Annotated in this window: 23 protein-coding genes; 13 read left to right on the forward strand and 10 right to left on the reverse strand. The window is 55.8% G+C overall.

Annotated elements, in window-relative coordinates:
• The first annotated feature begins 19 nt into the window (after nt 1-19).
• Nucleotides 20-973: a homoserine kinase gene (locus APT59_RS00735; protein ID WP_059313105.1), complete on the forward strand. Its 954-nt coding sequence runs from the start codon at nt 20-22 to the stop codon at nt 971-973.
• A gap of 37 nt (nt 974-1,010) precedes the next feature.
• Here the strand turns inward: APT59_RS00735 and APT59_RS00740 are convergent, their stop codons facing one another.
• The 10 genes from APT59_RS00740 to APT59_RS00785 all read right to left on the reverse strand — a co-directional run bounded on the left by APT59_RS00740 (nt 1,011) and on the right by APT59_RS00785 (nt 9,739).
• On the reverse strand, nt 1,011-1,343 hold the full coding sequence (locus APT59_RS00740) for a hypothetical protein (protein WP_059313106.1): 333 nt from the start codon (nt 1,341-1,343) through the stop codon (nt 1,011-1,013).
• Nucleotides 1,340-2,260 carry a hypothetical protein gene (locus tag APT59_RS00745; RefSeq protein WP_237140557.1) on the reverse strand — a complete coding sequence of 307 codons (921 nt, stop codon included), beginning with the start codon at nt 2,258-2,260 and terminating at the stop codon, nt 1,340-1,342. The genes APT59_RS00740 and APT59_RS00745 overlap by 4 nt, the downstream gene beginning before the upstream one ends.
• Nucleotides 2,261-2,283: 23 nt before the next feature.
• Nucleotides 2,284-2,730 (reverse strand): curli fiber surface-exposed nucleator CsgB, encoded by a 447-nt coding sequence (locus APT59_RS00750; protein ID WP_156428915.1) that lies wholly within the window; start codon nt 2,728-2,730, stop codon nt 2,284-2,286.
• Nucleotides 2,731-2,837: 107 nt separating this feature from the next.
• Nucleotides 2,838-3,677 carry a CsgG/HfaB family protein gene (locus tag APT59_RS00755; protein ID WP_017641598.1) on the reverse strand — a complete coding sequence of 280 codons (840 nt, stop codon included), beginning with the start codon at nt 3,675-3,677 and terminating at the stop codon, nt 2,838-2,840.
• Nucleotides 3,678-3,692: 15 nt separating this feature from the next.
• Nucleotides 3,693-4,100, reverse strand: a complete 408-nt coding sequence (locus tag APT59_RS00760; RefSeq protein ID WP_059313109.1) for a curli assembly protein CsgF — start codon at nt 4,098-4,100, stop codon at nt 3,693-3,695.
• Nucleotides 4,097-4,480, reverse strand: coding sequence for a curli production assembly/transport protein CsgE (csgE, locus tag APT59_RS00765; RefSeq protein ID WP_059313110.1), 384 nt, complete (start codon nt 4,478-4,480; stop codon nt 4,097-4,099). Before csgE ends, APT59_RS00760 begins: the two co-directional genes overlap by 4 nt.
• Nucleotides 4,477-5,097 carry a helix-turn-helix transcriptional regulator gene (locus tag APT59_RS00770; RefSeq protein WP_237140558.1) on the reverse strand — a complete coding sequence of 207 codons (621 nt, stop codon included), beginning with the start codon at nt 5,095-5,097 and terminating at the stop codon, nt 4,477-4,479. The genes csgE and APT59_RS00770 overlap by 4 nt, the downstream gene beginning before the upstream one ends.
• 231 nt (nt 5,098-5,328) lie before the next feature.
• On the reverse strand, nt 5,329-6,339 hold the full coding sequence (locus tag APT59_RS00775) for an SIS domain-containing protein (RefSeq protein ID WP_059316797.1): 1,011 nt from the start codon (nt 6,337-6,339) through the stop codon (nt 5,329-5,331).
• Between the two features lie 114 nt (nt 6,340-6,453).
• Nucleotides 6,454-7,893, reverse strand: coding sequence for a sigma-54-dependent transcriptional regulator (locus tag APT59_RS00780; protein WP_059313112.1), 1,440 nt, complete (start codon nt 7,891-7,893; stop codon nt 6,454-6,456).
• 31 nt (nt 7,894-7,924) lie between these two features.
• The gene (locus tag APT59_RS00785; protein WP_059313113.1) at nt 7,925-9,739 is read right to left on the reverse strand and encodes a sensor histidine kinase; all 1,815 of its coding nucleotides are present in this window, start codon (nt 9,737-9,739) and stop codon (nt 7,925-7,927) included.
• A 197-nt stretch (nt 9,740-9,936) separates the two neighbouring features.
• Between APT59_RS00785 and APT59_RS00790 the strand changes: the two genes are divergently transcribed.
• The 12 genes from APT59_RS00790 (at nt 9,937) to APT59_RS22325 (ending at nt 22,935) form a co-directional block, all read left to right on the forward strand.
• Nucleotides 9,937-10,137 carry a hypothetical protein gene (locus APT59_RS00790; protein WP_059313114.1) on the forward strand — a complete coding sequence of 67 codons (201 nt, stop codon included), beginning with the start codon at nt 9,937-9,939 and terminating at the stop codon, nt 10,135-10,137.
• A 70-nt stretch (nt 10,138-10,207) separates the two neighbouring features.
• A complete protein-coding gene (locus tag APT59_RS00795; RefSeq protein ID WP_059313115.1) occupies nt 10,208-10,456 on the forward strand; it encodes a hypothetical protein in 249 nt (82 codons plus the stop codon).
• Between the two features lie 107 nt (nt 10,457-10,563).
• Entirely contained in the window at nt 10,564-11,895 is a 1,332-nt protein-coding gene (locus tag APT59_RS00800; protein WP_059313116.1) for a VOC family protein, read from the forward strand.
• A 60-nt stretch (nt 11,896-11,955) separates the two neighbouring features.
• Nucleotides 11,956-12,414 (forward strand): Lrp/AsnC family transcriptional regulator, encoded by a 459-nt coding sequence (locus APT59_RS00805; RefSeq protein WP_059313117.1) that lies wholly within the window; start codon nt 11,956-11,958, stop codon nt 12,412-12,414.
• Nucleotides 12,415-12,762: 348 nt separating this feature from the next.
• Nucleotides 12,763-13,608 carry a glycosyltransferase family 2 protein gene (locus tag APT59_RS21990; protein WP_237140633.1) on the forward strand — a complete coding sequence of 282 codons (846 nt, stop codon included), beginning with the start codon at nt 12,763-12,765 and terminating at the stop codon, nt 13,606-13,608.
• Nucleotides 13,589-14,524, forward strand: coding sequence for a glycosyltransferase (locus APT59_RS21995; protein WP_167348547.1), 936 nt, complete (start codon nt 13,589-13,591; stop codon nt 14,522-14,524). The genes APT59_RS21990 and APT59_RS21995 overlap by 20 nt, the downstream gene beginning before the upstream one ends.
• A 36-nt stretch (nt 14,525-14,560) precedes the next feature.
• A complete protein-coding gene (locus APT59_RS22320) occupies nt 14,561-17,050 on the forward strand; it encodes a glycosyltransferase (protein ID WP_156428916.1) in 2,490 nt (829 codons plus the stop codon).
• Between the two features lie 14 nt (nt 17,051-17,064).
• Nucleotides 17,065-18,171: an NAD-dependent epimerase/dehydratase family protein gene (locus APT59_RS00810; RefSeq protein WP_059313118.1), complete on the forward strand. Its 1,107-nt coding sequence runs from the start codon at nt 17,065-17,067 to the stop codon at nt 18,169-18,171.
• A gap of 10 nt (nt 18,172-18,181) precedes the next feature.
• Nucleotides 18,182-19,123, forward strand: coding sequence for a glycosyltransferase (locus APT59_RS00815; protein ID WP_059313119.1), 942 nt, complete (start codon nt 18,182-18,184; stop codon nt 19,121-19,123).
• Between the two features lie 33 nt (nt 19,124-19,156).
• Nucleotides 19,157-20,308: a glycosyltransferase family protein gene (locus APT59_RS22000; RefSeq protein ID WP_082696254.1), complete on the forward strand. Its 1,152-nt coding sequence runs from the start codon at nt 19,157-19,159 to the stop codon at nt 20,306-20,308.
• Between the two features lie 122 nt (nt 20,309-20,430).
• Nucleotides 20,431-21,708 carry an MBOAT family O-acyltransferase gene (locus APT59_RS22005; protein ID WP_167348548.1) on the forward strand — a complete coding sequence of 426 codons (1,278 nt, stop codon included), beginning with the start codon at nt 20,431-20,433 and terminating at the stop codon, nt 21,706-21,708.
• A gap of 18 nt (nt 21,709-21,726) precedes the next feature.
• A complete protein-coding gene (locus APT59_RS22325) occupies nt 21,727-22,935 on the forward strand; it encodes a hypothetical protein (protein WP_156428917.1) in 1,209 nt (402 codons plus the stop codon).
• Nucleotides 22,936-22,959 lie beyond the last annotated feature (24 nt).

Here is a 22,959-nt window from a genome sequence, read left to right on the forward strand (position 1 = left end):
TCTCCCGCCAGGCCCCGTCATGTCCGTCTTCACGCCCCTCGATCGTCCCACCCTCGAAGCCTTTCTCGCGCCCTATGGCCTGGGTCGGCTGCGGGATTTCCGGGGCATCGCCGAGGGCTCGGAAAACACCAACTACTTCATCAGCCTGGAAGGCGGCGAATTCGTCCTGACCCTGGTGGAGCGCGGCCCGGTGGCAGAAATGCCGTTCTTCATCGAGCTGCTCGACGTCCTCCACGACGCCGACCTGCCGGTGCCCTATGCGGTGCGTACCCAGGATGGTCAGGCCCTGCGCCAGCTGGCGGGCAAGCCGGCGCTGCTGCAGCCGCGCCTGGCCGGTCGTCACGAGCGTGCGCCCAATCCCCATCACTGCAGCGAAGTCGGCCACCTGCTGGGGCATCTGCACCGGGCCACCGCAGGCGAGCGGCGCATCGAGCGCGCCAGTGACCGTGGCCTGGCCTGGATGCTGGCCGAAGGCGAGCGCCTGGCGCCGAGCCTGGACGCCACGGCCCAGCCGCTGCTTGAGCGCACCCTGGGGGAAATCCGCAGCCTGCTGGCCGAGCAGCCGCCGTTGCCCGAGGCCAACCTGCACGGCGATCTGTTCCGCGACAATGTGATGTTCGATGGTCCGCAGCTGTCGGGCGTCATCGACTTCTACAACGCCAGTTCCGGCTGGATGCTCTATGACCTCGCCATCACGGTGAACGACTGGTGCTCCACCGACGATGGCGCGCTGGACCTGCCACGCGCCCGGGCGCTGCTGGCAGCCTATGCCGCCGACCGCCATTTCACGCCCCGTGAAGCCGAACTGTGGCCGGTGCTCCTGCGGGTCGCCTGCGTGCGTTTCTGGCTGTCCCGGTTGATCGCCGCCCAGGCCTTCGCCGGTCAGGACGTGCTGATTCACGACCCGGCCGAATTCCAGCAGCGCCTGGCGGCGCGCCAGCAGACCCTGCTGGAATTGCCGCTGACCCTGTAAGCCGGGTTCCACGTGGAACCTGTCGGCTGGCCGCTCGCTACAGCTGCAGCCGCCGCTCGATGACCGGCTGCGCCTGCCCTTGGCGTTGCCAGGTCAGGGTCGCGCGGATCAGGCTGCCTGGCGCCGCGCCCAGGCGATTGGCCAGCGGACAGCTGTCGCCCTCGGCTTCACCCGCTTGCCGGGTACGGGCGACGCCAGCGGGTCCATGCAGCTCGACGACCAGCTCATAGCGGAGCGGCGTGCCCTCGTGGGCGAAGCACAGCTGGACCCGAGCGCCATCTCCCTGGGCTTGCAGCTCCAACTTGGCGCTGGCAGCGGCGCCTCCCGCCAGCGGCAGGAGGACCGGCAGCAGCCAGGTAGCGCGGTTCACCGCTGGTTGATGGTGGCGTTGTTGCCGAAGCCGTTCTGCGAGATCCGCGCGCTGTCGTTGTAGCTGTTGAAGTTGGCCGAGGTCTGCAGAATGCTCGCGTGGTTGCTGTTGCCGACCTGGTCGATGGTGGCCGTGCTGTAGGCGCTGGTAGTGTCGAGGCGTGCCTCGTTGCCATTGCCGTTCTGCACGATGCTGGTGGTGTTGCTGTCGCCCTGGACGTTGAAGGTGGCCAGGTTGTCGTCGCCCGTGGAGCTGCCGGTGGTGTGGTTGCCACGGCCCGACTGGTCGACCTTCAGTTCGTTGCGATTGCCATCCTGGGTAAAGGCCAGCTCGTTGAACTTGCCGGACGACGAGGCCGTGATGCTATTGCCCTGACCCCGCTGGGTCAGCTCGGCAGTGCCGCCGGGATAGCCGATCTGGGTCAGCTCCATGCGGTTGTCGCTGCCGAGCTGGGTGAGGGTGGCCACGGCGCCGTCGCCGCTCTGGTCGACCCGCACCTGGTTGTTGTCGCCATTCTGGTCCAGGGTCAGTTGGGCGCTGGAGGCCGACTGGACCAGGGTACCGCTGTTGCTGCCCACCGAGGTGACCGTGGCCTGGTTGCCGAAGCCGTCCTGGGTCAGGGTATGGACGCTGCTGCCGCCTTCCTGGCGCAGGGTCGCCACGTTGCCCTGGGCATAGCCGTAGATATCGCCGCCCTGGGTGATGGTCGCACTGCTGGCGCCGGTCTGGACCACATTGATCTCGTTGCTTTCACCCTGCAGCTGATAGAGGGCGGCGCTGTTGCCGGCGCCGCTCTGGTCCAGGGTGATGGTGCCGCTGTTGCCATTCTGCTGGACGGTGGCGGTGCTGTTCTCGGCGAGGGCGTTACCGGCGACGAGGGCCAGCGTCAGGGCGGCCAGGGGCCTGAGTAGAAACATCTGTCTGATCTCCATGAGGGTCATCAGCGGTACTGCCGTACCACCGTGTTCTGGTTGCTTCCGTACTGGACGATGCGGCTGGACAGGCCCGAGCCGTGTTGTTCGATGCGGGCGTTGCCCTGGACGCCGAGCTGGAGGATGTCCGCCTGATTGCCACTGCCGACCTGCTCGATACGCGCGACGTTGCCGTAGCCGCCTTGCAGGATGACCGCGCTCAGCTCGGAGCCGTCCTGCAGGATCGTGGCCTCCTGGGCCGCGCCGCTCTGGACGATCTGGCCCCGTAGCGCAGTGCCACGCTGGTCGATGAGCGCCCGGTTGTTCACGCCGAGTTGGCGGATGGCGGCGTCGTGCTGGGCCGCCGGCGCCTGACCCAGATCGCCGGTTTCCATGAGATCGGCGGCCGAGGCCGTAGCCGTCAGGCCGAGTGCCAGGGTGAGGATCACGGCCAGGCCGCGGGGTAGGCTGCGCATCTCTATCACCGTCATTGCCTGAATTCTCCGTCCGGCATTGTCCGGAGCCGCCTGGCCCATCGCTATCGCTCCAGGGAGCGAAACCCCGGGGGGCGGCGGCTTAATCCCTAGCGCCGGGTCGGCTCCAGGTATTTGGTCAGGGCCGGGTCACGGGGATCGCGTCCGTCCGCCACCAGCCATAGCCGCCGCTCGACGCCCTGGGCGACCAGATGGGCGACGGCCGCCTCGATGGCCGAGAGCACGCACAGCTGCGCCGGCTCGTTGGTGGTGTAGCCGGACTCGGCTTCCAGCAGCTTCTTGAATTCGATGAACTTGAAGACGCCGGCCTGGCGACCGATGGAATAGATGGTCTTGGAGGTCATGACATTGGCCAGCACCCGGCCGCTGCGGGTATCGATGGCGCGCAGATTGACCGTGACCTGATCCACCCGGTACTCCTCGGACAGGCCGATGCCCAGGTAGCGGGCTCCCTCGCCGCCGCTGCGCACATTGGTGTCATAGGCCACCACGCCGCCTTCCAGCAGCAGGTTGGCCGCCTGCAGCGACGGCAGCGCCTGCTGCAGGTTTTCCGGCAGATCCGGCTTGTTCTGGGTGGCGCGGATGATCTTGCGCTCGGTCAGCAGGTTCTGCAGCCCCTCGCGTTCGAGCACCACGAACCAGCCGCTGGCCTGCAGGGCGTCCACCAGCATGCTGCCGGCGCCCTGGGTCACGGCGGTGGAAAAGGAGCTGGCCGGGTTGGGCTTGTACTGTCCGGTCTGATCGCGGAAGCCGTAGACGGCGGCCACCAGCGGTCCCTTGGGCGGCGGCAGCGCCAGCAGGTCGTAGTAGGTGGAGGCGCGCGGCGTCAGGGTCGGGGCGGCATTCTGCTCGGCGGGCATGGGGTCGCGTACGCAGCCGGTCAGGACGAGAGCAGCGGTCAGGGCCGCCGCCAGGGAAAAGGCGTTCATGGGTGGCGTCCGTGCTCAGGGTTGGTTGAAGCCGTTGACAGAGATTTCCGAAATCTCCCCGGTACCGCGGTCGGTGATCTGCACGGTGAGGTTGCCGGAGTCGTCGACGATGTTGACGATGAACTGGTCGGTGGACAGCGTGCCCGAGTTGCCATCCTTGATGTCGGTCAGCACCTGGGACAGCAGCCGCGATTCCAGCTGGCTGGTGAAGCGCTCCAGCGCCGACTGGCTGTTGGCGCTGCTGCGCAGGTCCGGATCCTTGTGGCGATCCTGGGCGGTGGCGTTGTTCAGCAGGTAGGTGCCATTGAGCGGATTGCCGCCAAAGGACGGATTCACCGGCGAGTAGACCAGCTCGGTCGCCGCGGCCGAGGCGATTCCCAGGGTCCAGAACAGGGGCAGGACCTTCCAGGCGTGCGCGTTCATAATTCGTCCTTATCCATGTCGAAAGTGTCCTGCAGCAGGTTTTCCAGGCGGCGCCGGGTGATGCCCTCGTGAACCTGATCCGCGGCGGCGTAGGCCGCATCCTTGAGTTCGCTGTTGTTCGGCGGAATGAACTGGCGATAGAGCAGCCGCTGCTCGTACTCGACCCAGACCAGGCTGCCCCAGCGCGCCGAAGGCCGTTCGCGCACCACCAGGTTGAAGTCCAGGTCGGTGGTATCGGTCAGGCGATCGGAAAAGTGGCGATAGAAGTCGTGGCCGAAGCGGGAGATGGTGTTGTCCACCAGCAGTCCCTGGATCAGATCGCCTTCGGCTCGCAGCGGTCCGGCCAGCAGCAGGCCGAACAGCAGCCAGACCGCCTTCATCCCGGCAGGTCCTGCCCGGTATGGAAGCGCAGCGCCGCCTCGGCGCGATTGGCGGCGCCGGTCTTGCGGAGCAGGTTGTGCATGTGGCTCTTGACCGTGTGGGTGCTCAGGCACAGCGCCTGGCCGATGGCGGCGTTGGAGAGTCCCCGGCCGACCAGCCGCAGGATCTCGCGCTCGCGGCGGGTCAGGCCGTCGGCGGCAAGACTGGGTCGCTCGCGGGAACGGCGCAGCAGGTGGGCCAGGACGGCGCGGGGCAGCCAGTCCTCGCCGGCCAGCAGCGCGCCCAGTCCTTGCAGCAGTTGCTCCCGGCTAGCCTGGGGCGCGAACACGCCCTGGATGGCGGGAAAGCGCTCGACCCAGGGCAGCGCCTGTTCGACGCTGGCGTTGAGAAAGGCCACGGTGACCGCCGCGGGCAGGCTGGCCAGCCAGCGTTCGAGCGGCGCCTCGGGCACGCTGCCGAGATCGACCAGCACCAGGCTTGCGTCCCCCGCCTCATCCAGCTCGCGGGCACAGCCCAGCTCGATGCCGTGGCGTTCTTCCAGAAAGGGTTTGAGCAGTTCCGCCAGGAGGACGTTTCCCGTCGTCAGGCGGACCTTGTTCGCAGGTATCGTGCTCATGTCCATATGTGCTGCCTCATCATCCGTTGCGCGAACGCTGAGACAAATCGCCGGGAGCGACAAGAAAAAAGTGACCGATTTCCAGCGACTTACCGGCTCTGTGGACCGCTTGGCAGATTGTTGCCCGACGGGCACCCATCGACTAGATCGAAAGAGCTAGCTCCAAGGGTGGGGTAGGGTCGGGAGGGCGTGGGCGTCCCGTCCTGGGACGCCTGGGTGAAGGGGTGCGGCTTAGCGGGTGAGGGTGACCTTGCGCAGATGGCGGGGCTGGTCCGGGTCCTGGCCACGCGCCTCGGCCAGCAGCGCGGCCATGCGGTAGAAACTCTGGATCGCCAGCAGGCCGTCCAGGTCCGGGTGGCCAGCGACGGCGAGCGGCAGATCGCGCTCGGCAACGTCGTCCGGGGCCGCCAGCAGCACCCGGGCACCGCGTCCGCGCAGATCTCGCGCCAGCTGCAACAGACCGGGCTGCTCGGGCCCGCGCAGGGCGAAGATCAACAGCGGATAGCCGCGCTCCACGAGCGCCAGAGGCCCATGCTGCAATTCCGCGCCGCTGAAGGCCTCGCCCTGCAGCGCCGAGGTTTCCTTGAGCTTGAGTGCGGCTTCCTGGGCAATGGCGAAGCCGGGACCACGGCCGACCACCATGCAGCGCTCGGCGTCGCGCAGTACCGGCAGCGCGGGCGCCCAGCTCAGTTCGGCTGCCCGGTCCAGGGCTTCCGGCAGGGCCACGCCGGCGGCGAGCAGTGTCTCGTCCTGCTGCCAATGGGCGATCAGGCGAGCGGCGGCGGCCAGGGTAGCGATGAAGCTCTTGGTAGCCGCGACGCTGCGTTCAGGACCGGCCTGCACTCCGATGGCGTGGCGACAGGCCAGCGCCAGGGGGGAATCGATCTCGTTGACCAGGGCGGCGGTGCGGGCGCCATAGCGATCCAGCGCGCTGAGGGTCTCGATCAGATCGGGACTGCGCTCGGACTGGGAAAAGCCCAGGGCGAGTTGGCCTTCGACGCGCAGCGGTGCCTGGCGCAGGGTCACCAGCGAGGGCGGCAGGGACAGCACCGGCAGGCCGAGGTGGGCCATGGCCAGGTAGGCGAAATAGCTGGCGGCGTGGTCCGAGCTGCCGCGGGCCACGGTCAGGGCGAGCTGCGGCGGCTGGGCTCTGAGGTCGTCGGCCAGAGCCGCCAGGGCCTGGTCGATGGTCGCCAGTTGGCGAGTGACCGCCGCACCGCTGGCGGCGGCTTCTTCGAGCATGAGCGAGGTCAAGAGGATCTCCTTGCGCGAACGCCTGTTACACGACGCCTGTTGCACGACGCCTGATTCCCGCACTCTGCCACTCCTGACTACGCGCGACCAGCCGACCTTGGCCTAGTCGCCTTCGTCCGCCGCGCCGCCGGTGAATTGCAGGTCGTGCTTGCGCAGCTTGTCGGACAGCGTCTTGCGTGGCAGGCCCAGGGCCTCGGCGAGACTGCGCAGGGAGGCATGGGGTCGGGCCAGTTCACGCTGGATGAGGTCGCGCTCGAAGGCCTCGACCTGCTCGCCCAGCCCGGCGGCCAGGCCGGCCGAGGACGGCGCCGCGACGACCGCTGCCGAGGCGGCCACGGGGGCGGCGCTCATCGGTGCCAGGGGCGCGAAGGCACTGCTGTCCAGCGCCAGGTCCAGGCCCAAGGCGAAGCGCTCGGCGGCGTTCTGCAATTCCCGCACGTTGCCGGGCCAGCTGTGGGCGATCAGGGCCGCGCGCTGCTCGGCATCGGGCTCGCGCCCCGGGGTGCCATGGCGCTCGGCGGCGGCCCGGGCGAAGTGGTGGAACAGCGGCAGGATGTCTTCGCTGCGCTCGCGCAGGGCGGGGATGCGCAAGGTGGCGACATTGAGCCGGTAATAGAGGTCGGCGCGGAAACGGCCCTGGTCGGCGGCCTGGCGCAGGTCTTCCTTGGTGGCGGCGACCACCCGGATATCCAGCGGGATCTGCTGGTTGGAGCCAAGGCGTTCGACCTTGCGTTCCTGCAGCAGGCGCAGCAGCTTGACCTGGACGTCCAGGCTCATGCTCTCGATCTCGTCGAGAAAGAGGGTGCCACCGCTGGCGTATTCGAACTTGCCGATGCGGCGCTTCTGGGCGCCGGTGAAGGCGCCCTGTTCGTGACCGAAGAGTTCGCTTTCCACTACGGATTCGGCCAGGGCGCCGGCGTTGATGGCGACGAAGGGGCCGTCGCGGCGATTCGACAGGTCGTGCAGGGCGCGGGCGACCACTTCCTTGCCGGCACCGGTTTCGCCATGGATCAGCACATCGGCCTGGGTGGCCGCCAGGGCGCCGATCTGATCGCGCAGCCGGGCCATGCCCGGGGTCTGGCCGATCAGCCGGGTCTGCAGTTCATGGCGCTCGGCCAGGGCCAGGCGCAGGCTGCGGTTTTCCAGGACCAGATGGCGAGCCCCCAGCGCACGCCGCACGCTGTCGATCAGGGCGTCGTTGGCGAAGGGCTTTTCCAGGAAGTCATAGGCGCCGGCGCGCATGGCCTGCACCGCCAGGGGCACGTCGCCATGGCCGGTGATCAGCACCACCGGCAACTCGGCGTCGCGCTGATGCAACTGGGCCAGCAGCTCCAGGCCGTCGATGCCGGGCATGCGGATGTCACTGACCACCACGCCGGGCCAATCGCGCACCGCGGCCATCTCCAGCTCGCGGGCGTCAGCCAGGGCCGTCACCTTGAAGCCGGCCAGGTCCAGGGTCTGGCTCAGCGCCAGGCGCAGGTGGGCGTCGTCGTCGATCAGCAGGATCTGGCTGGCGGGATCGAAGGGGGGCAGGGCACTCATGACAAAGACCTAAGGTAGAGGGGCTTGGCGGTCATCCGCGGACTTCTTCCTGGGGCACCGAGGCGACTCCCGGCTTGCCGTGCTGCAGGTAGAGGCGTACCTCGGCCCCGCCGTCGGCGTGGTTGGACAGGTGCAGGTGGCCACCCAGGGTCCGCAACAGGTTATCGCAGATCGCCAGGCCCAGGCCGAGCCCCTGGGCGGTGGCCTTGGTGGTGAAGAAGGGTTCGTGGGCACGGGCCAGGGCTTCGCTGGAAAACCCCGGTCCATTGTCTCTCAGGATCAGGGTCACGCCGCGCTCATCGAGGCTGGTGGTCAGCCATAGCCTGCGGGTGCTGGTCTTTTCCGCCAGGGCGTCGAGAGCATTGCTCAGCAGGTTGCTGATGATCTGTCGCAGCCGGGTCTCACCGGCCTGCACCCACAGGGGCGCATCGGGCAGGTCGCGGATCAGCTCCACCTGCATGGCGCGGCGGCGCGCGGCGACCATGGCCAGGGCGTCCTCCAGGGCGCCCTGCAAGACCACGCTTTCCGGCGCGCGGCGGGCGCCGCGGGCATAGGCCTTGAGGTGGGCGATGATGTTGGCCATCCGCGTGGTCAGCTCGCCGATCAGCTTGAGGTTGCCACGGGCATCGTCCAGCCGATCGTGATCGAGCAGCACGACGGCGTTTTCCGTGTAGCTGCGGATGGCCGCCAGGGGCTGGTTGAGTTCGTGACTGATGCTGGCGGACATGGTCCCCAGGGCCGACAGCTTGCCGGCCTGCACGGCTTCGTCCTGGGCGCGCATGAGTTCGCGCTGGGCCTGTTCGCGGTCGTGCACCTCCTGCTGCAGGCGCGCGTTGAGCGTCTGCAGGTCACGGGTGCGTTCCTCCACGTTCAGCTCTAGGTCGCGCTTGGCCCGGGCATCCAGCGCCAGGCGCTCGATGAAGTGCCGCCGCCGCAGGGTCATGACCACCAGCAGCAGGAGCAACGCCAGCAGGGTCGCGGCCCCCACGTAAAGGGCACTGCGTACCTGGCGCTCGACCATCTCCCGCGGTGCCAGGATCTGCGCGGTCCAGCCCACCTCGTCGAGATTGCGGGTCTGGGTCAGCCAGTCGCTGGGTACCAGCGTCAGGGGCGCGGGATTGGTGGTGGGGTAGGGGCGATTGGCATTTACCTGCTCGCGCTGGCGCTCGTCCAGCGGATGGGTCGCGCGAAAGCGCCAGGCGTCGTGGGAGGTGAGGATGACCACGCCGAGGTCGTCGGTGACCAGCAACTGCTCGGGGGCGTTGCCCCAGAGCCTTTCCGCGCTGTCCAGATCGACCTTGACCACCACCACGCCGGTGGCGCGCTCGCCGTCGCGCACTGCGGCGGCGAAATAGTAGCCGCGCTTGCTCGACGTGGTACCGAGGCCGAAGAACCGACCCGGTTGCCCCTGCATGGCCGCCTTGTAATAGGGCCGGAAGGAGAAGTCGCGACCGACGAAGCTGTCTGGCTGGCGATAGTTGGAGCTGGCCAGGCAGGTGCCGTCACCCTGCATCAGGTAGATGACGTCCGCCCCGGTACGCTGCCGGATGTCTTCCAGCATCTGGCTGGCAGCGTCCTGGGCGCTGCCGTCACCCTGGCGCGCCAGGGCGTTGCGCAGCACCGGCAGGTCGCCCAGCAGGTCGGGCAGCACCTCGTAGCGCCTCAGGGTGCCGAGCAGGTTGGCGACATAGAGGTCCAGGGTCTGGCCGTTCTGCTCGGCCAATTGCGCCTCGTAGAAATGCTGGGCCGCATAGCGTAGCGGAATCAGCAGCAGCGTCAGGCCGAGGGCCAGCAGCAGCAGGCTGCTCCAGCGAGGGCGCTTGGGAAGGTGAGGGCTCTTGGGCATGCGCGGCAACGGTAGGGGGCGTCCCGGCATTATGCCCAAGCTGGGACCCTGGCGAAGGGGTCGGCAGACTGTTAACGCCTTGGCAGTCGGCTGAAATATCTTGTTACCAATGGCCCTAGCTGTGGAAGAGGACACGGTTTTGCCCGGCGAAAGCCGGCTAACTGACACTGCAATCAGCCACCGAAGGAGTGACTTCCATGAAAAGCACCACCCTCGGCCTGACCCTCGCCGGCCTCCTGGCCACCTCTGCCGCCTTCGCCCAGACGGCGCCGACCGATCCTGCTACGCCGCCCGCGGCTACCACCAGCAGCCCTGCCAAGACCGGCAAGCAGGCTACCACCCACCACAAGAAGGTGGCGCACAAGAAAGCCCACAAGGCCAGCACCAGCGGCAGCTGACCCGCGGCGCGGCACCTCCTCGCGCGGGAGGTGCCTAAACGGGAGTGAATCCGTCCAGAGGAGTCCTCCCATGCGCAAGTCCCTGCTGCTTCCCACCTTGATCCTGGGCCTCGGCCTGTCCAGCGCGGTCCTGGCCCAGACCAGCCCGACCAATCCTCCCGCTACCCCCGCGCGTCCCGATCCCACCAGCACCCATGGCATGGAAAAGGCGCCCAGCACCGGTGTGGGCGCGGCCGACAACGGCTCCAGCGGCGGTTCGGGTAGCGATACCGGCGCCGATCACGTCAAGAAGCCAAAGACCCAGCACAAGGATCACTAGGGCTTCCACCCATTCCCCCGGGGAATGATCCGATGAGCAAAGATCGCTTGAGCAGCGCGCGGGGGCGTGTCGAAATCGACGCCTAGCCTGAGCCAGGAGCCGCTCCCATGACCGCCGCGTCGCTGCTTTCCCCGGACCTGATCCGTACCCGCTTTTCCCAGGCCATGTCGGTGATGTACCGCCAGGAGGTACCGCAATACGGCACCCTGCTGGAGCTGGTCGCCGAGGTGAATGCCGGGCAGCCGGGTTTCTCCCAGGATTCCGCGGAGCGCCTGGATCTGGAGCGCCATGGCGCCATCCGTGTCGGCACGGCCGACGAGTTGGCCACCCTGCGCCGCCTGTTCGCCGTGATGGGCATGCAGCCGGTCGGCTACTACGACCTCAGCGTGGCGGGTGTCCCGGTGCATTCCACCGCCTTCCGCCCGGTCGAGCCGGCGGCCCTGCAGGCCAATCCCTTTCGCGTCTTCACCTCGCTGCTGCGCCTGGAGCTGATCGAGGACGCCGAGCTGCGCCAGCTGGCTGAAAAGGTCTTGAACGAGCGCCGCATCTTCACCCCGGGCGCGCTGGAGCTGATCGAGCGCGCCGAGGCCCAGGGCGGTCTCACCGACGCGGAGGCCGATGCCTTCGTGCAAGAGGCGCTGGAGACCTTTCGCTGGCACCGCGAGGCCAACGTTGATGCTGGCCTCTACGGGCGCCTGCACGATGCCCACCGGCTGATCGCCGACGTGGTCTGCTTCAAGGGCCCGCACATCAATCACCTGACGCCGCGCACCCTCGACATCGATGCCGTCCAGGCTCGCATGCCCGCCCGCGGCATCGCGCCCAAGGAAACCATCGAGGGCCCGCCCCGCCGCCAGTGCCCCATCCTGCTGCGCCAGACCAGCTTCAAGGCCCTGGAGGAACCCATCCTGTTCCAGGGCGAGGTCCAGGGCTCGCACACGGCGCGCTTCGGCGAGATCGAGCAGCGCGGCATCGCCCTCACGCCGGCCGGTCGCCAACGCTACGACGAGCTGCTGCAAGAGGTCCGCCAGCGCAGCAAAACGGCAGGCAGCGACTATGCGACCGTACTGGCCGAGGTGTTCCAGGCACTGCCCGACAACTGGGACGAACTGCGCCGTCAGGGCCTGGCCTGGTTCCGCTATCGTGCCGCCCAGGGCACTGGCTCAGGCGTCGAGACCACGGATACCGAAACCCTGATCGCCGCCGGCCAGCTCATCGCCGATCCCATCACCTACGAAGACTTCCTGCCGGTCAGCGCCGCGGGCATCTTCCAGTCCAACCTAGGCGCCGGTGGGCAGCAGGAATACCAGAGCGGCGGCAATCGTGCGGCCTTCGAAGCGGCCCTGGGTGCGCCGGTGCTCGACGAGATGGCGCTGTACGAACGCCAGCAGCGCGAATCCCTGACAGCTGCCCTGGCTGCCCTCGGTCGCCCCGCCTAGAATGTCGGCTTCCGCGTCGGTGGCCTCTGCCCCCGACGTCCGCCCCTGGCAGGCAGCCTGATGTTCACCAAACTCGATCCGACCGACTGGCAGCTCATCCACCTGCTGCAACAGAACGCCCGCGCCTCCAACGCCACCCTGGCCCGCCAGCTGGGCCTGGCGCGCACCACCGTGGTTACCCGCCTGGCGCGCCTGGAGCGCGACGGCATCATCCAGGGCTACGGCCTGCGCCTGGGCTCCGAACTGGAACAGGCTGCCGTACGCGCCTATTGCGCCATCAGCGTCCTGCCGCGCAGCACCGCCGGCGTCATCCGCGCCCTGGAAAAGATGGTTGAGGTCGAGGAAGTCTCCTCGGTCAGCGGTCAGTTCGACTATCTGGCCTTCCTGCGCTGCACCACCCATGAAAAGCTCGACGAGCTGCTCGACCGCATCGGCAACCTCGACGGGGTCAAGCAGACCCAGACGTCGATCATCCTGAATCGGAAAGTAGACCGGCGAGGCACTTCATGTAAAAGCTAGACGGCACTTTAGTGTCCTTGAGGATCAGAGCATTAGCGCAAAAAATTGACAGTTGCAGCGTATCTCTTTTAGTGGCACTTTCAGCGCTAAAAAGCGTAGCGCTACATAGATCCAAGGTCTTCAATATCGACAGGATCGGTCTGTGCTAAAAGATGTTATTACTTAAAGTGCAAGCGTCAACCTGGAAAGCACTGGGCTTAACGCATTATTTTTATATTATTGTTCCAGGTAAGGGGCAGCTTTAAATATAAAATTTCTTTTCGAATAATCGCTGGAACAAGCAGCCTCGTGAATAGATAGGTATAGGGTTTGAGGGTATATGCAATAATAGTGACCTATAAACCCAGTGTGAATTTGCTTCATGATTCTATCTTAGAACTAAGCAGCTGCTGCGAAAAGATAGTTGTAGTGGACAATGCTAGCTTGGGTTATGAGGAAAAAGCAAAAATTAGTCGTGAATCAACGCTGCTATCTTTAAATGAAAATTTAGGCTTGGCAGCGGCTCAAAATGCAGGGATAGAAATTGCACTTGAGGAAGGGGCAGATGCAATTATTTTTTTCGATCAGGATAGCGTAGTTACTCGGGGCGTGGTAGCTGGGTTGATTGAGGCACAGGAAGAGTTTTTTAGAAAAGGCCAGTCTGTTGTAGTGGCCCCGATGTGTTTCGATTCCAGGACAAGAAAGAAATATCCTGTAATCCAGATGCACTGTTCCGGTAAGGTAACCCATCTTTTCCCGTGCCGGGATGATAAACCGGTAGAGGTGAGTTTTTTAATCTCAACGGGTTCACTGATACCCAGGTCGATTATCGAAGATATTGGCGGAATGCGCTCCGATTTTTTTATAGACTATGTGGATACGGAATGGTGTCTGCGGGCAAGGCATAAAGGATATCAGCTTAAAGTCTTGCCAACTTTATATCTAGAGCACTCTATAGGTGATAGAAATTTTTCTTGGTGCGGCCTCAGTTTTCCTATACATTCCCCCGAGCGCCGATACTTCAGAATAAGAAATTCGATAGCTATGCTTGGCTTGCCACATGTACCATTTCTTTTGGCTATAAGGGAAGTAGCCAAGAATATTGCAAGTCAGCTATTTCTGGGAGTAACAATAAGAGGGAAATTTTTTAGCTATATGGGCTATGGGGTAAAGGGAATAATAGATGGTGTCAAGCTTGCATTTCGAATCTCATAGAAATATACCTGAGCAACCAGATTATCCTCGGTTTGCCATATTAATGGCTGCTTGGAATGGCAGTGCATGGATTGAGGAGCAGGTTAAGTCCATACTGGATCAAGTTGAAGTAAGAGTTACATTATTCATCAGTATAGACGAATCTTCGGATAATACTGTTTTATTAGTTAATGGGCTTGCCAAGCTCCATCCTTGTATTCGAATACTCCCATTGAAATCCTTGCCCGGGGGTGCAGCAAAAAATTTCTTTAGATTAGTCCGGGATGTCGAAGCGGATAGATTTGATTATTTTGCGCTCGCTGACCAGGACGATATCTGGCTGCCGAACAAGCTTAGCCGCGCAAGCCAAATACTGGATAAAACCGAGAACCTTTTATATTCGAGCAATGTTATTGCGTTTTGGCAAGATGGAAGCCAAAAGCGGATTGTGAAATCTCAGCCTCTGAAGAAGTGGGACCATTTATTTGAGGCGGCTGGGCCTGGATGTACCTATGTCATGACTCATAGATACTTTTTAGAGCTAAGAGGATTTGTGACGGATGGTTGGGAAGCTGTAAAGTTAGTTTCTCTACATGACTGGTTCATTTATGCACATGCTAGATCGATAGGCTGGCACTGGCATATCGATGAAGAAGCAAACGTATTGTATAGGCAGCATCAAGAAAATGTTGTGGGGGCAAATGTTTCGTGGCGATCAGGTTTGGCTAGATTCGCTAAAGTCCAGTCTGGTTGGTATAGGGAGGAAATAATAAAAATAGCAACGCTTTTGAAGCAAGATAAGAAATTTCCTATAACTGCAGTTATAACAAGCAATAAATTTTTAAAAATTAAATTAATTCTAAGCGTGTTCAGTATCAGGCGTTCTTGTCGCGACTGTTTCATTATGATTATTTTTATTTTTCTAGGATATATCTAGTTTGATGTATGTGAACATGTCCGCCATGGATAATAATTGAATAACTGGATGTTTAGCAGCTTGCGCAAAACGACTAAAATGGGCTGCGATTATAAAGGGGCATTTATGACTGAATTGAAATCTCAAGCTATGAGGGTTGCTTGGAAGGTATCAAAAAAATCTATTGATATTGCTAGCGTCCGGTATCGCGCATTGATTCCAATTCGGTCATTGGGTTTTTCTGAATATCAATGCTCAGTACATGCAACGATTCAGGAAATAAATTTAGATAAGATAGATCTGTTGGTCATAGTAAAAAGTTTGTCTGCAGACGATTGTCTGTTAGCTCAAGAAGCAGCTAAGAAAGGAATACCTGTTGTATTCGACTTGTGTGACAACATTTTCACAGATACGTACAGTCAAAATAAAGGCTTAAACTATCACGCAGGAATTTTTGGTTCTATTATTGCCAATTGTTCTGCAGTGGTTGTGACAACAGAGCCTCTGGCGCAAATAGTAAAAAGCTTATCCCCTAAGCAATTATCTGTATATATAGTGCCCGACGGGATCGATGACGGTAACAAGAATGCTTATAATGATGTGATCAAAGCTAAGCATGATGATTTGCTACCAGAAGAGTCAAGCTTTCATCAATTGAGAATTCAAATTCTAAAGCAAAAAAGATTTTTAATATTGCTGAAGACATACAGTCTAAAAGTCCTGCTGAAACTAACATATAAAAAGATAACATCGTCCTTGCGTCGACGAGTTTTTAAAAGTAATTCAGATAGAGCTTTTGTTTCGAGGCTATTGGGAAGCCAAAAAAAGGATGCCTTTAAGGGAAAAGCGCCCGCTGCTAACCCAGAGATATTAAAGGAGCAGGATGATTCACCAAATAATGGCATGCCTCCAAAAAAACCTAGGAATGTAAGAAGACTACTATGGTTTGGCAATCATGGCGCGCCTCATGCAAATTATGGAATGCTAGATCTTTTAAAACTCAGAGAGTTGTTAGAAAAGATTGGTCAGGAATTTAATATTGAGTTAGTAGTAGTTAGCAATAATCAAGAAAAATATGAAAGCTATATAAAGCCGTTTAGGCTAAAAACATACTATGTCGAATGGAGTGCCTCGCGAGTTGAGTCTTTATTACAAGACGCTACTGCCGTTTTGGTACCTAACTCGCTCGACGCCTTCAGCATCTGTAAATCTGCCAATCGTACGGTGCACGCATTGTGCAGAGGCGTACCAGTAATAGCAACCATGACTCCTGCCCTAGAGCCCTTGCGCGAGTGTATAGTTACTGATGACGACATAGAAGGTATAAAGAGCTATCTACATTCAGATGCTAGAAGAAAAGCCGATGTCAAGCGTGCGCAGTCCCTCATTGACAAGCTTTATGGGCGCGAATCTATCTATAATTTATGGTCAGAAGTAATAAAAAATGTTGTCACGTCTACAAGAGATATTCCCAAAAGTTCTCCCGAATTTATAATAGTGTTGCACCTGATTCAAGACTTGGACTTGGCATTAGGTATAATTGCCGAGGCTGGTAGGCAAAAAATTGAGCTTGAAGTGTGGTGTAGCGCTTCGTTGTTAAAAAAGTCACCTAGAGTAGTGGGCACATTAAGAAAAAATCTAGTCAACATGAAAGTTTTGCCTGACAAGCTCGAACTACAAGGCATACCAGAATTTCCAGAAGGTGTGAAAGCAGTACTTGCCGTTACAGAAACTAATTTAGGCCCACACCGTTTTCCTAGGCAGATAATACTGGCTGCCCGCCAGAAAGGGTTAAAGACCGGTACCTTGCAACATGGTTTTGAAAACGTCGGGCTGACTTACGGTGACGAGCAGCACCCAATCAATAAAGTCGATTTTGTTTCTGATCAAATTTTCATTTGGTCAGAAATAGACAAGCTAGATGCTAAAGTAGACAACTCAACACGGAGTCGATGCGTGACTGTAGGATGGACTAAGACACCTGTAGTAACTCCTATCATCTTACCCGGGGATTGGGTTGAGGGAGAAACAATAGTTGGAGTCTTTGAAAATCTTCACTGGCACCGTTACTCGGATAGTTATCGAAATTTCTTTTTGGAGGCGCTAGATTTTTTAGCTTTAGCAAATCCAGCAATAAAATTTTTGGTAAAGCCTCATCATGCTGGAATGTGGTTGACCAATCGCTACGAAGGTAGCTTGCCCAGTGCTAAAAATCTAGTTATCGCAGATCCTAAAGCTCCCGAATGGGAAGCCTTTACAGCGGAGTCGATACTTAACGTTTTGTCAGCAGTAATAACCACACCTTCTACCGTAGCTCTTGACGCTGCAGCGAGGCGTTTGCCAGTAGCAATCGTTTCTTTCGACTTGGAAATTGAAAAATATAGGCCTCTTAGTTTGCTTAATAGCTGCCATGAAGCGCAGGATTTTATAAATAAATGTTTGGATCAAAAAGAAAGAGCTCTGCTCAGTGAGATAAGTGAGCGCTTCTACCTAGAAAATGTAGCTGTTGGAAACGCTTCAGAAAAGATTTTAAAAGCATTGGTATAGTGACGGGGTTTGACATGAGTGACATAAAAAAAGAAGTTGTATTTATCACCGGTGGCGCTGGGTTTATTGGAAGTAGGCTGGTGCGGGCACTACTAGCCAAAGACCCAAGTAAAGAAATTTGGGTTTTTGATAACTTACATTCTCAAGTTCATGGGGTGGGTGCGAAGGAACCCATATTTCCAGAGAGTGTACGCTTCGTTAAGGGCGATGTAACAGACGCTGATGCTTTGCAACAAGCTGTCCTCCTGGCACAGCCTCATCTCGTCTATCATCTTGCAGCTGAGACGGGTACCGGGCAGTCTTATGATGAACCCGTTCGCTACAGTGCCGTAAATGTTATGGGTACCGCAAATTTAATAAGTGCTATTAGATTAGTTGGTACAGTAAAGCAAGTAATACTCGCTGCTTCGCGGGCAGTGTATGGAGAGGGCGGATACCAAGATGCTAAAGGAATCGAGTATACGGGATTACCCCGACAGCCAGAGGCAATGTCCTGTGGAGACTTTTCAGTTCCTCTACCTAACGGTGCGCCTTTACCGGCCAAAGCTATCGCAAGTCATGCTGGATTAGCTGTCGCGCCAGCTTCTATCTATGCATCGACTAAGCTCATGCAAGAGTATTTGCTGATACAGGCTGGCGATGGTGCTCCATGGAACACTCTGATTCTGCGCTTCCAAAACGTATATGGGCCAGGTCAATCGCTGAACAATCCCTACACTGGAGTTCTGTCAATTTTCTCTAAACGCCTGCTTAGCGGGAAGGGGCTCGCTATTTTTGAAGATGGAGAGATTGCGCGCGATTTTGTATATGTTGATGACGTGGTTGAGTCGTTGGTGCTTGGCGGGGAGGCCTCAGTTGCGCACGGTAAGATTATTGATATCGGTAGCGGTGTAGCGACTAAGATACTGGATGTTGCAAAGGAGCTCCGAAAGAACTTACAACGCGACGAGCTGGAAATTTCGATTTCTGGAGAGTACCGAGTAGGAGATATTCGTTATTCCTGTGCAAATATAGAAGGTGCGCGGGTATTACTAAACTGGACACCCCAAGTGTCTATTAGCGACGGTGTTTCTAACTTAGCTGCTTGGGCTAAGGAAGAATTTTCTAAAGGGACACTTTGAGGTGGGCGGAATGCATAAAGACATTGATGATACCATTCGTGTTTACGTGGGCGTAGATCGGTCACAGCTGCTCGCTGTTCCTGTATTGGAGTACTCAATAAAACGCCATACGCGAGCAAAGGTAGAAGTTATACCCATGCTTGATCTTCCTGTGCCAGTGCCTAAAGATCCTCGAAACAGCCAGCGTACTGGATTTTCATTTAGTCGGTTCTGCATACCGAAATTGGCGGGGTATAAGGGAAAGGCTATATACATGGATGCCGACATGCTGGTGTTCAAGGATATCGAAGAGCTTTGGTCACTTCCTTTTGACGGTGCAAAAGTGATCGTTCAAAAGGAAGTTAAGTTTGCAGAGCATACTACTCAAAAGGCAGGTGCTCCTAAAAAGCGTAAAAAACAATGCGCTGTAATGTTGCTAGACTGTTCTCGTTTAAATTGGGATGTAGAAGCTATTGTCCAAGGACTAGACGATGAAAGCTATAATTACGACCAATTGATGTCAGAGCTCTGTATTTTAGATGAAAGCGAAGTTAATTATGGAGTGCCTTTTGAGTGGAATAGCTTAGAACATTACGACAAAGATACTCGGCTAATCCACTTTACTGATGTTACTACTCAGCCGTGGACATCATGCTTTAATCCAAATGGAGAGCTTTGGTTTTCAGAAGTTCGTAGGATGCTGAAGGATAAAGTTTTATCTAAAGAAGACATTAAGAAGGATATCGAATTAGGTTATTTGAGACCGTCATTAATGTTTGATATATGCAACAGAAATAAATTACCGAAAAAATTTCTACCGGTCGTAGATAAGTTTAATAGCGCTCGTGATAAAGCAAAAGGCTATGTTGCTCATCGGGAGGTACAAGAGGCGAAGCGAATTCGCAACAAAGCAATAAAGGCTTATGAAAAAAAACTGCAGGAAAGTCAACAGCGCCAAGTAAAAAGTAGTTAAAGTGTGAATACAAAACTAGCTTTTAGGATAATTATGAAAAGGTTGCTAGGAAGGCTTTTGCAGCGAGCAGATCTTAAAAAGTCGGGTGCATCTGCAGATGTACGTATCTTGTATGTGGCTAACGCCTATATTCCAACATTGCAACTGAGTTTCGTGAAGCCTCTTTGCGTCGAGGTTGAATCTGGAAACGTTTGCACTGAACTTCTGAGCGACGAGCAGATAAAAGATTTATTTAGCCAGCGTCAGAAATCTGAAGTGACGGAATGGATAGTTAGCCGATTTGACACCTTCCGTCCTACACATGTCGTTTTTTGTAGATATAGCGGTCCTTACTACCGCGAGATTTACGAAAAAGCCACCAATATAGGTGCAGCTAAGATCTATCATATTGATGACGATTTGCTGAATGTGCCAAAAGAAATAGGAATAAAAAAGTACGAATTTCACAATAATCCTAAAAGAATTGAGTCTGTTAAATTCTTGTTAAAAAACTCGGACTTGGTTTATTGTTCAACTGATCCCTTGGCCCAAAGGCTTTCAGACTTAGTCGAGCGCGATAATACACACTTCATTTCAGGGAAGATTTACTGCTCTGCCAACGACTTCGTTTTACCTACTGAAACAAGTAACCTAACTAAAATAGGATACATGGGCTTCGATCACGCAGCTGATCTAGAATCCGTCTTGCCAGCTATAGAGAAATTGTTGATAGCTTATCCTAAACTACATTTTGAGCTGTTTGGTGGAGTTCCGATTCCAGAGAGCCTAAGGCCTTTCGAAGACCGTATTCGGCATATCCCTCCTGTAGGTGACTACAAGGCATTCAGTGCACAGATGGAGAAGCTAGGCTGGTCAGTTGGAATATGCCCGCTAACAGATTCTCCTTTTAATAAGCTTAAAGCAAATACCAAGTGGGTAGAATACAGCTGCTCGGGTATCGCTGTCGTGGCGTCTAGGAACACTATTTACGACGACTGCTGTAGCAACGGCTGCGGAATTTTGGCTGAGACTTCTGATGAGTGGTTTGAAGCCATAAAACGTCTATTGGATGAACCCGAAGCACGTCAGAAAATGATTATGAATGCCCAGTCTAAGGTAAAGAACGAGTATTCAATAACGCAGCTACGTGACCAGGTTATGGAAATCCTTAGCCTAGCATCCGTCCGTGCCAAGCAAAGTAACTAATTATGCTTTTTAATTCACTAGAATATATATACCTGTTGACAGCTTCATTGGCGTTGTATTGGGTGTCACCGTCGTTGCGTCTGAGGCAAACGATCGTATTTTGCTCAAGCATATATTTTTATATGAGCTGGAGTAAAATCTTCGTTCTCCTGCTTCTCGGAATGATTCTATTGAACTGGCTAATAGCTGGTTTTATGACGAAAAGTCGCAGCAAGAATTGGATTTTGTTTAGCACTATAATAAACTTATCTGTTCTAGCTTATTTCAAGTACGCTAACTTTTTTTTAGACAACGTAAATGTTCTAGCGCACGCACAAGGTTTGGATTTTAATTTTCACCTTTCAGTAATTCTACCATTAGGAATTTCTTTTTACATATTTGAGCTGATATCTTATCAAATAGATATTTACCGCAAAAAAATTGAACATGACAAAGATATTCTAAGCTTTTCTATATTTGTTCTTTTCTTTCCTCACTTGATTGCAGGTCCTATTTGCCGAGCAGGCCAGCTAGTTCCTCAGATAAAAACCATGCAAGTCTTCAGTCCTGAGAAGATTTACAAGGGGTTCTATTTTTTCTTGTCTGGCTTCGCTCTCAAGTGTGGGGTGGCTGATGGATTATCACCCTATGTGAATGTCATATTTCATTCGCCTGATGCATACTCTGGATTCGACAACCTAATGGCTATAGTGGGTTTCGGCATACAGATATTATGTGATTTCTGGGGTTATTCTTTAATGGCATTAGGAGCGGCATTTGGCTTTGGGTATATCTTGCCCGCTAACTTCGACGCTCCTTACATTGCGACGTCTATCCGGGATTTTTGGAGAAGATGGCATATTACTTTGAGCAATTGGCTTCGTGACTATCTATATATATCTATGGGAGGGGCTAGAGTAAGTCCTCAATGGAAAATCCAACGTAACTTGATAGTGACTATGCTGCTCGGAGGGCTTTGGCACGGAGCCAGCTGGAATTTTATAATCTGGGGTGGCATCCATGGTGTGGCGCTTGCCGTGAATCGGTACTTCGGACAGTTAGATTCAAACATTTATATGGTTGCCATTTTTAAAAACAAGCTAATAGCTTGGGCTTTAACAATGGTTGTAGTCTTTGTTGCTTGGGTATTCTTTCGGGCAGTTGATTTCAACACTGCAATGTTGATGTTCAGATCAATCTTTCAGTATTCCCCTGGTTGGCTGGAAACAAAGCTTTCACCAAGTTTTTTTGAGCTTCTCTTGTTTTACGTGTTGTTGCAGTATTTGGTTCATACAACCACTGTGGGATTCGAGAACTATATCAAGCGACCTTTCACATTATCTTTGATAGTCGCCTCTTTGGTGCTTTACTCATTAGTTTATTACGTTGATGGTAACGACTTTATCTATTTCCATTTCTAACGGTTATCAAGCTGACACATGAAAAAAATAGTTTCGCTCACACTGGCTTTTTCTATTTCAGCAGTATTTTTTGCTGAGTGGGCTGTAAGAAATCATGTGGCCCGAAGTGAAAAACAGGATATTCAACTCGAAGAGCTATTCAATCACGCCGGAGACAGAGTTCTAACGGGCAGAGAGTCTGGAAATCAGATGCTGATCCATAACATGGCTATCTTCGAAAAATCTAATCATGTAGATAGCATTAATGAAGCGTATGTAGGTACTTCAAGAACCAAGGTCATTCGTCCTAAATGGTATGGGATATCAAACGCTGTCAATGGGTCAGGTAATTCCTACAATGAGATATCCTACGGACTCCTCCTACAAGCTGAATTACTTAGAATCCGATTTCCTCATTTAAAAAAGGTGTTTATAGAAGCATCTTTTTTGTTAAGAAGACCTGATCGCTTTATAGTAGAAGATGATCATAGAAAATATATGCCACTTTTTTTGGGAATTCTTCCATTTAGATCAGGCTTGGACGATAAAGGAGAATTTTTAAAAACGTTCGAAGCAGCTAAGAAAAGCTCAGATGGTGAGCTGTCTTTTAATAAGTCATATCTTTGGTCTCATCGAGATCAATTACGACTACACAACCTCTTTCTGAAAGAAAACTCTGGCTCTGAACTGCTAGTAAAAAACGATCCTCTACTAAGCCAGTTGGACGCTGATGGTGAGCGGCTAAGCCCTCCTTCCCAAGAGATATCAAAGAAAGGGGACCGTCAAGGCATAGCCTCCGATAATGTAAAAGTCCAGCGTTTGAGGGATATATCAGGTTGGTACCCTTGGGATGGGCTATTCGATGTCATTGCGAAGTGGGGAAAGCTGCATGGTATAGAGGTTGTCTTTTTCCAACCTCCTGTACGATCCGATTTGTATAGTTACCAAATTGAAAACGGTATCCAAAAGCACACGGATGACCTCAAACGCGTTTCTGAAAAGTACAAAATTCCATTTATTGATCTCAATCGACCGGAGCTTGGCTACATGGCAGACTGGTCTATTTTCTCTGACGAGGACCATCTGGATACCTGTTTTGGTGTTGCTTATCTTCAAGCGGCTATAGAAGACGGATACAGGAAGTATTCGCATAGCGGAGATCTGTTCCCGATGGTGAAAATGAGTGAGGTTTACCAGAACCACGCCCAGAGATTTGCTAAACTATGCGGAGTAGTTGACTCTAAATAGTTATTATGTATCGAAGGATGAAAT

This window comes from Pseudomonas oryzihabitans (genome assembly GCF_001518815.1).
Classification (GTDB): domain Bacteria; phylum Pseudomonadota; class Gammaproteobacteria; order Pseudomonadales; family Pseudomonadaceae; genus Chryseomonas; species Chryseomonas oryzihabitans_E.

Excerpts from the sequence above, each read along its gene's own strand:
- APT59_RS00770 (WP_237140558.1), bottom strand. The coding sequence starts at position 5,097 with ATGAGCACGATACCTGCGAACAAGGTCCGCCTGACGACGGGAAACGTC.
- APT59_RS00750 (WP_156428915.1), bottom strand. The coding sequence starts at position 2,730 with ATGCGCAGCCTACCCCGCGGCCTGGCCGTGATCCTCACCCTGGCACTC.
- APT59_RS00785 (WP_059313113.1), bottom strand. The coding sequence starts at position 9,739 with ATGCCCAAGAGCCCTCACCTTCCCAAGCGCCCTCGCTGGAGCAGCCTG.
- APT59_RS00790 (WP_059313114.1), top strand. The coding sequence starts at position 9,937 with ATGAAAAGCACCACCCTCGGCCTGACCCTCGCCGGCCTCCTGGCCACC.
- csgE (WP_059313110.1), bottom strand. The coding sequence starts at position 4,480 with ATGAAGGCGGTCTGGCTGCTGTTCGGCCTGCTGCTGGCCGGACCGCTG.
- APT59_RS22325 (WP_156428917.1), top strand. The coding sequence starts at position 21,727 with ATGAAAAAAATAGTTTCGCTCACACTGGCTTTTTCTATTTCAGCAGTA.
- APT59_RS00775 (WP_059316797.1), bottom strand. The coding sequence starts at position 6,339 with ATGCTCGAAGAAGCCGCCGCCAGCGGTGCGGCGGTCACTCGCCAACTG.
- APT59_RS00780 (WP_059313112.1), bottom strand. The coding sequence starts at position 7,893 with ATGAGTGCCCTGCCCCCCTTCGATCCCGCCAGCCAGATCCTGCTGATC.
- APT59_RS22000 (WP_082696254.1), top strand. The coding sequence starts at position 19,157 with ATGAAAAGGTTGCTAGGAAGGCTTTTGCAGCGAGCAGATCTTAAAAAG.
- APT59_RS00745 (WP_237140557.1), bottom strand. The coding sequence starts at position 2,260 with ATGTTTCTACTCAGGCCCCTGGCCGCCCTGACGCTGGCCCTCGTCGCC.
- APT59_RS00755 (WP_017641598.1), bottom strand. The coding sequence starts at position 3,677 with ATGAACGCCTTTTCCCTGGCGGCGGCCCTGACCGCTGCTCTCGTCCTG.
- APT59_RS00735 (WP_059313105.1), top strand. The coding sequence starts at position 20 with ATGTCCGTCTTCACGCCCCTCGATCGTCCCACCCTCGAAGCCTTTCTC.
- APT59_RS22005 (WP_167348548.1), top strand. The coding sequence starts at position 20,431 with ATGAGCTGGAGTAAAATCTTCGTTCTCCTGCTTCTCGGAATGATTCTA.
- APT59_RS00815 (WP_059313119.1), top strand. The coding sequence starts at position 18,182 with ATGCATAAAGACATTGATGATACCATTCGTGTTTACGTGGGCGTAGAT.
- APT59_RS00805 (WP_059313117.1), top strand. The coding sequence starts at position 11,956 with ATGTTCACCAAACTCGATCCGACCGACTGGCAGCTCATCCACCTGCTG.
- APT59_RS00810 (WP_059313118.1), top strand. The coding sequence starts at position 17,065 with ATGAGTGACATAAAAAAAGAAGTTGTATTTATCACCGGTGGCGCTGGG.
- APT59_RS00760 (WP_059313109.1), bottom strand. The coding sequence starts at position 4,100 with ATGAACGCGCACGCCTGGAAGGTCCTGCCCCTGTTCTGGACCCTGGGA.
- APT59_RS00800 (WP_059313116.1), top strand. The coding sequence starts at position 10,564 with ATGACCGCCGCGTCGCTGCTTTCCCCGGACCTGATCCGTACCCGCTTT.
- APT59_RS00795 (WP_059313115.1), top strand. The coding sequence starts at position 10,208 with ATGCGCAAGTCCCTGCTGCTTCCCACCTTGATCCTGGGCCTCGGCCTG.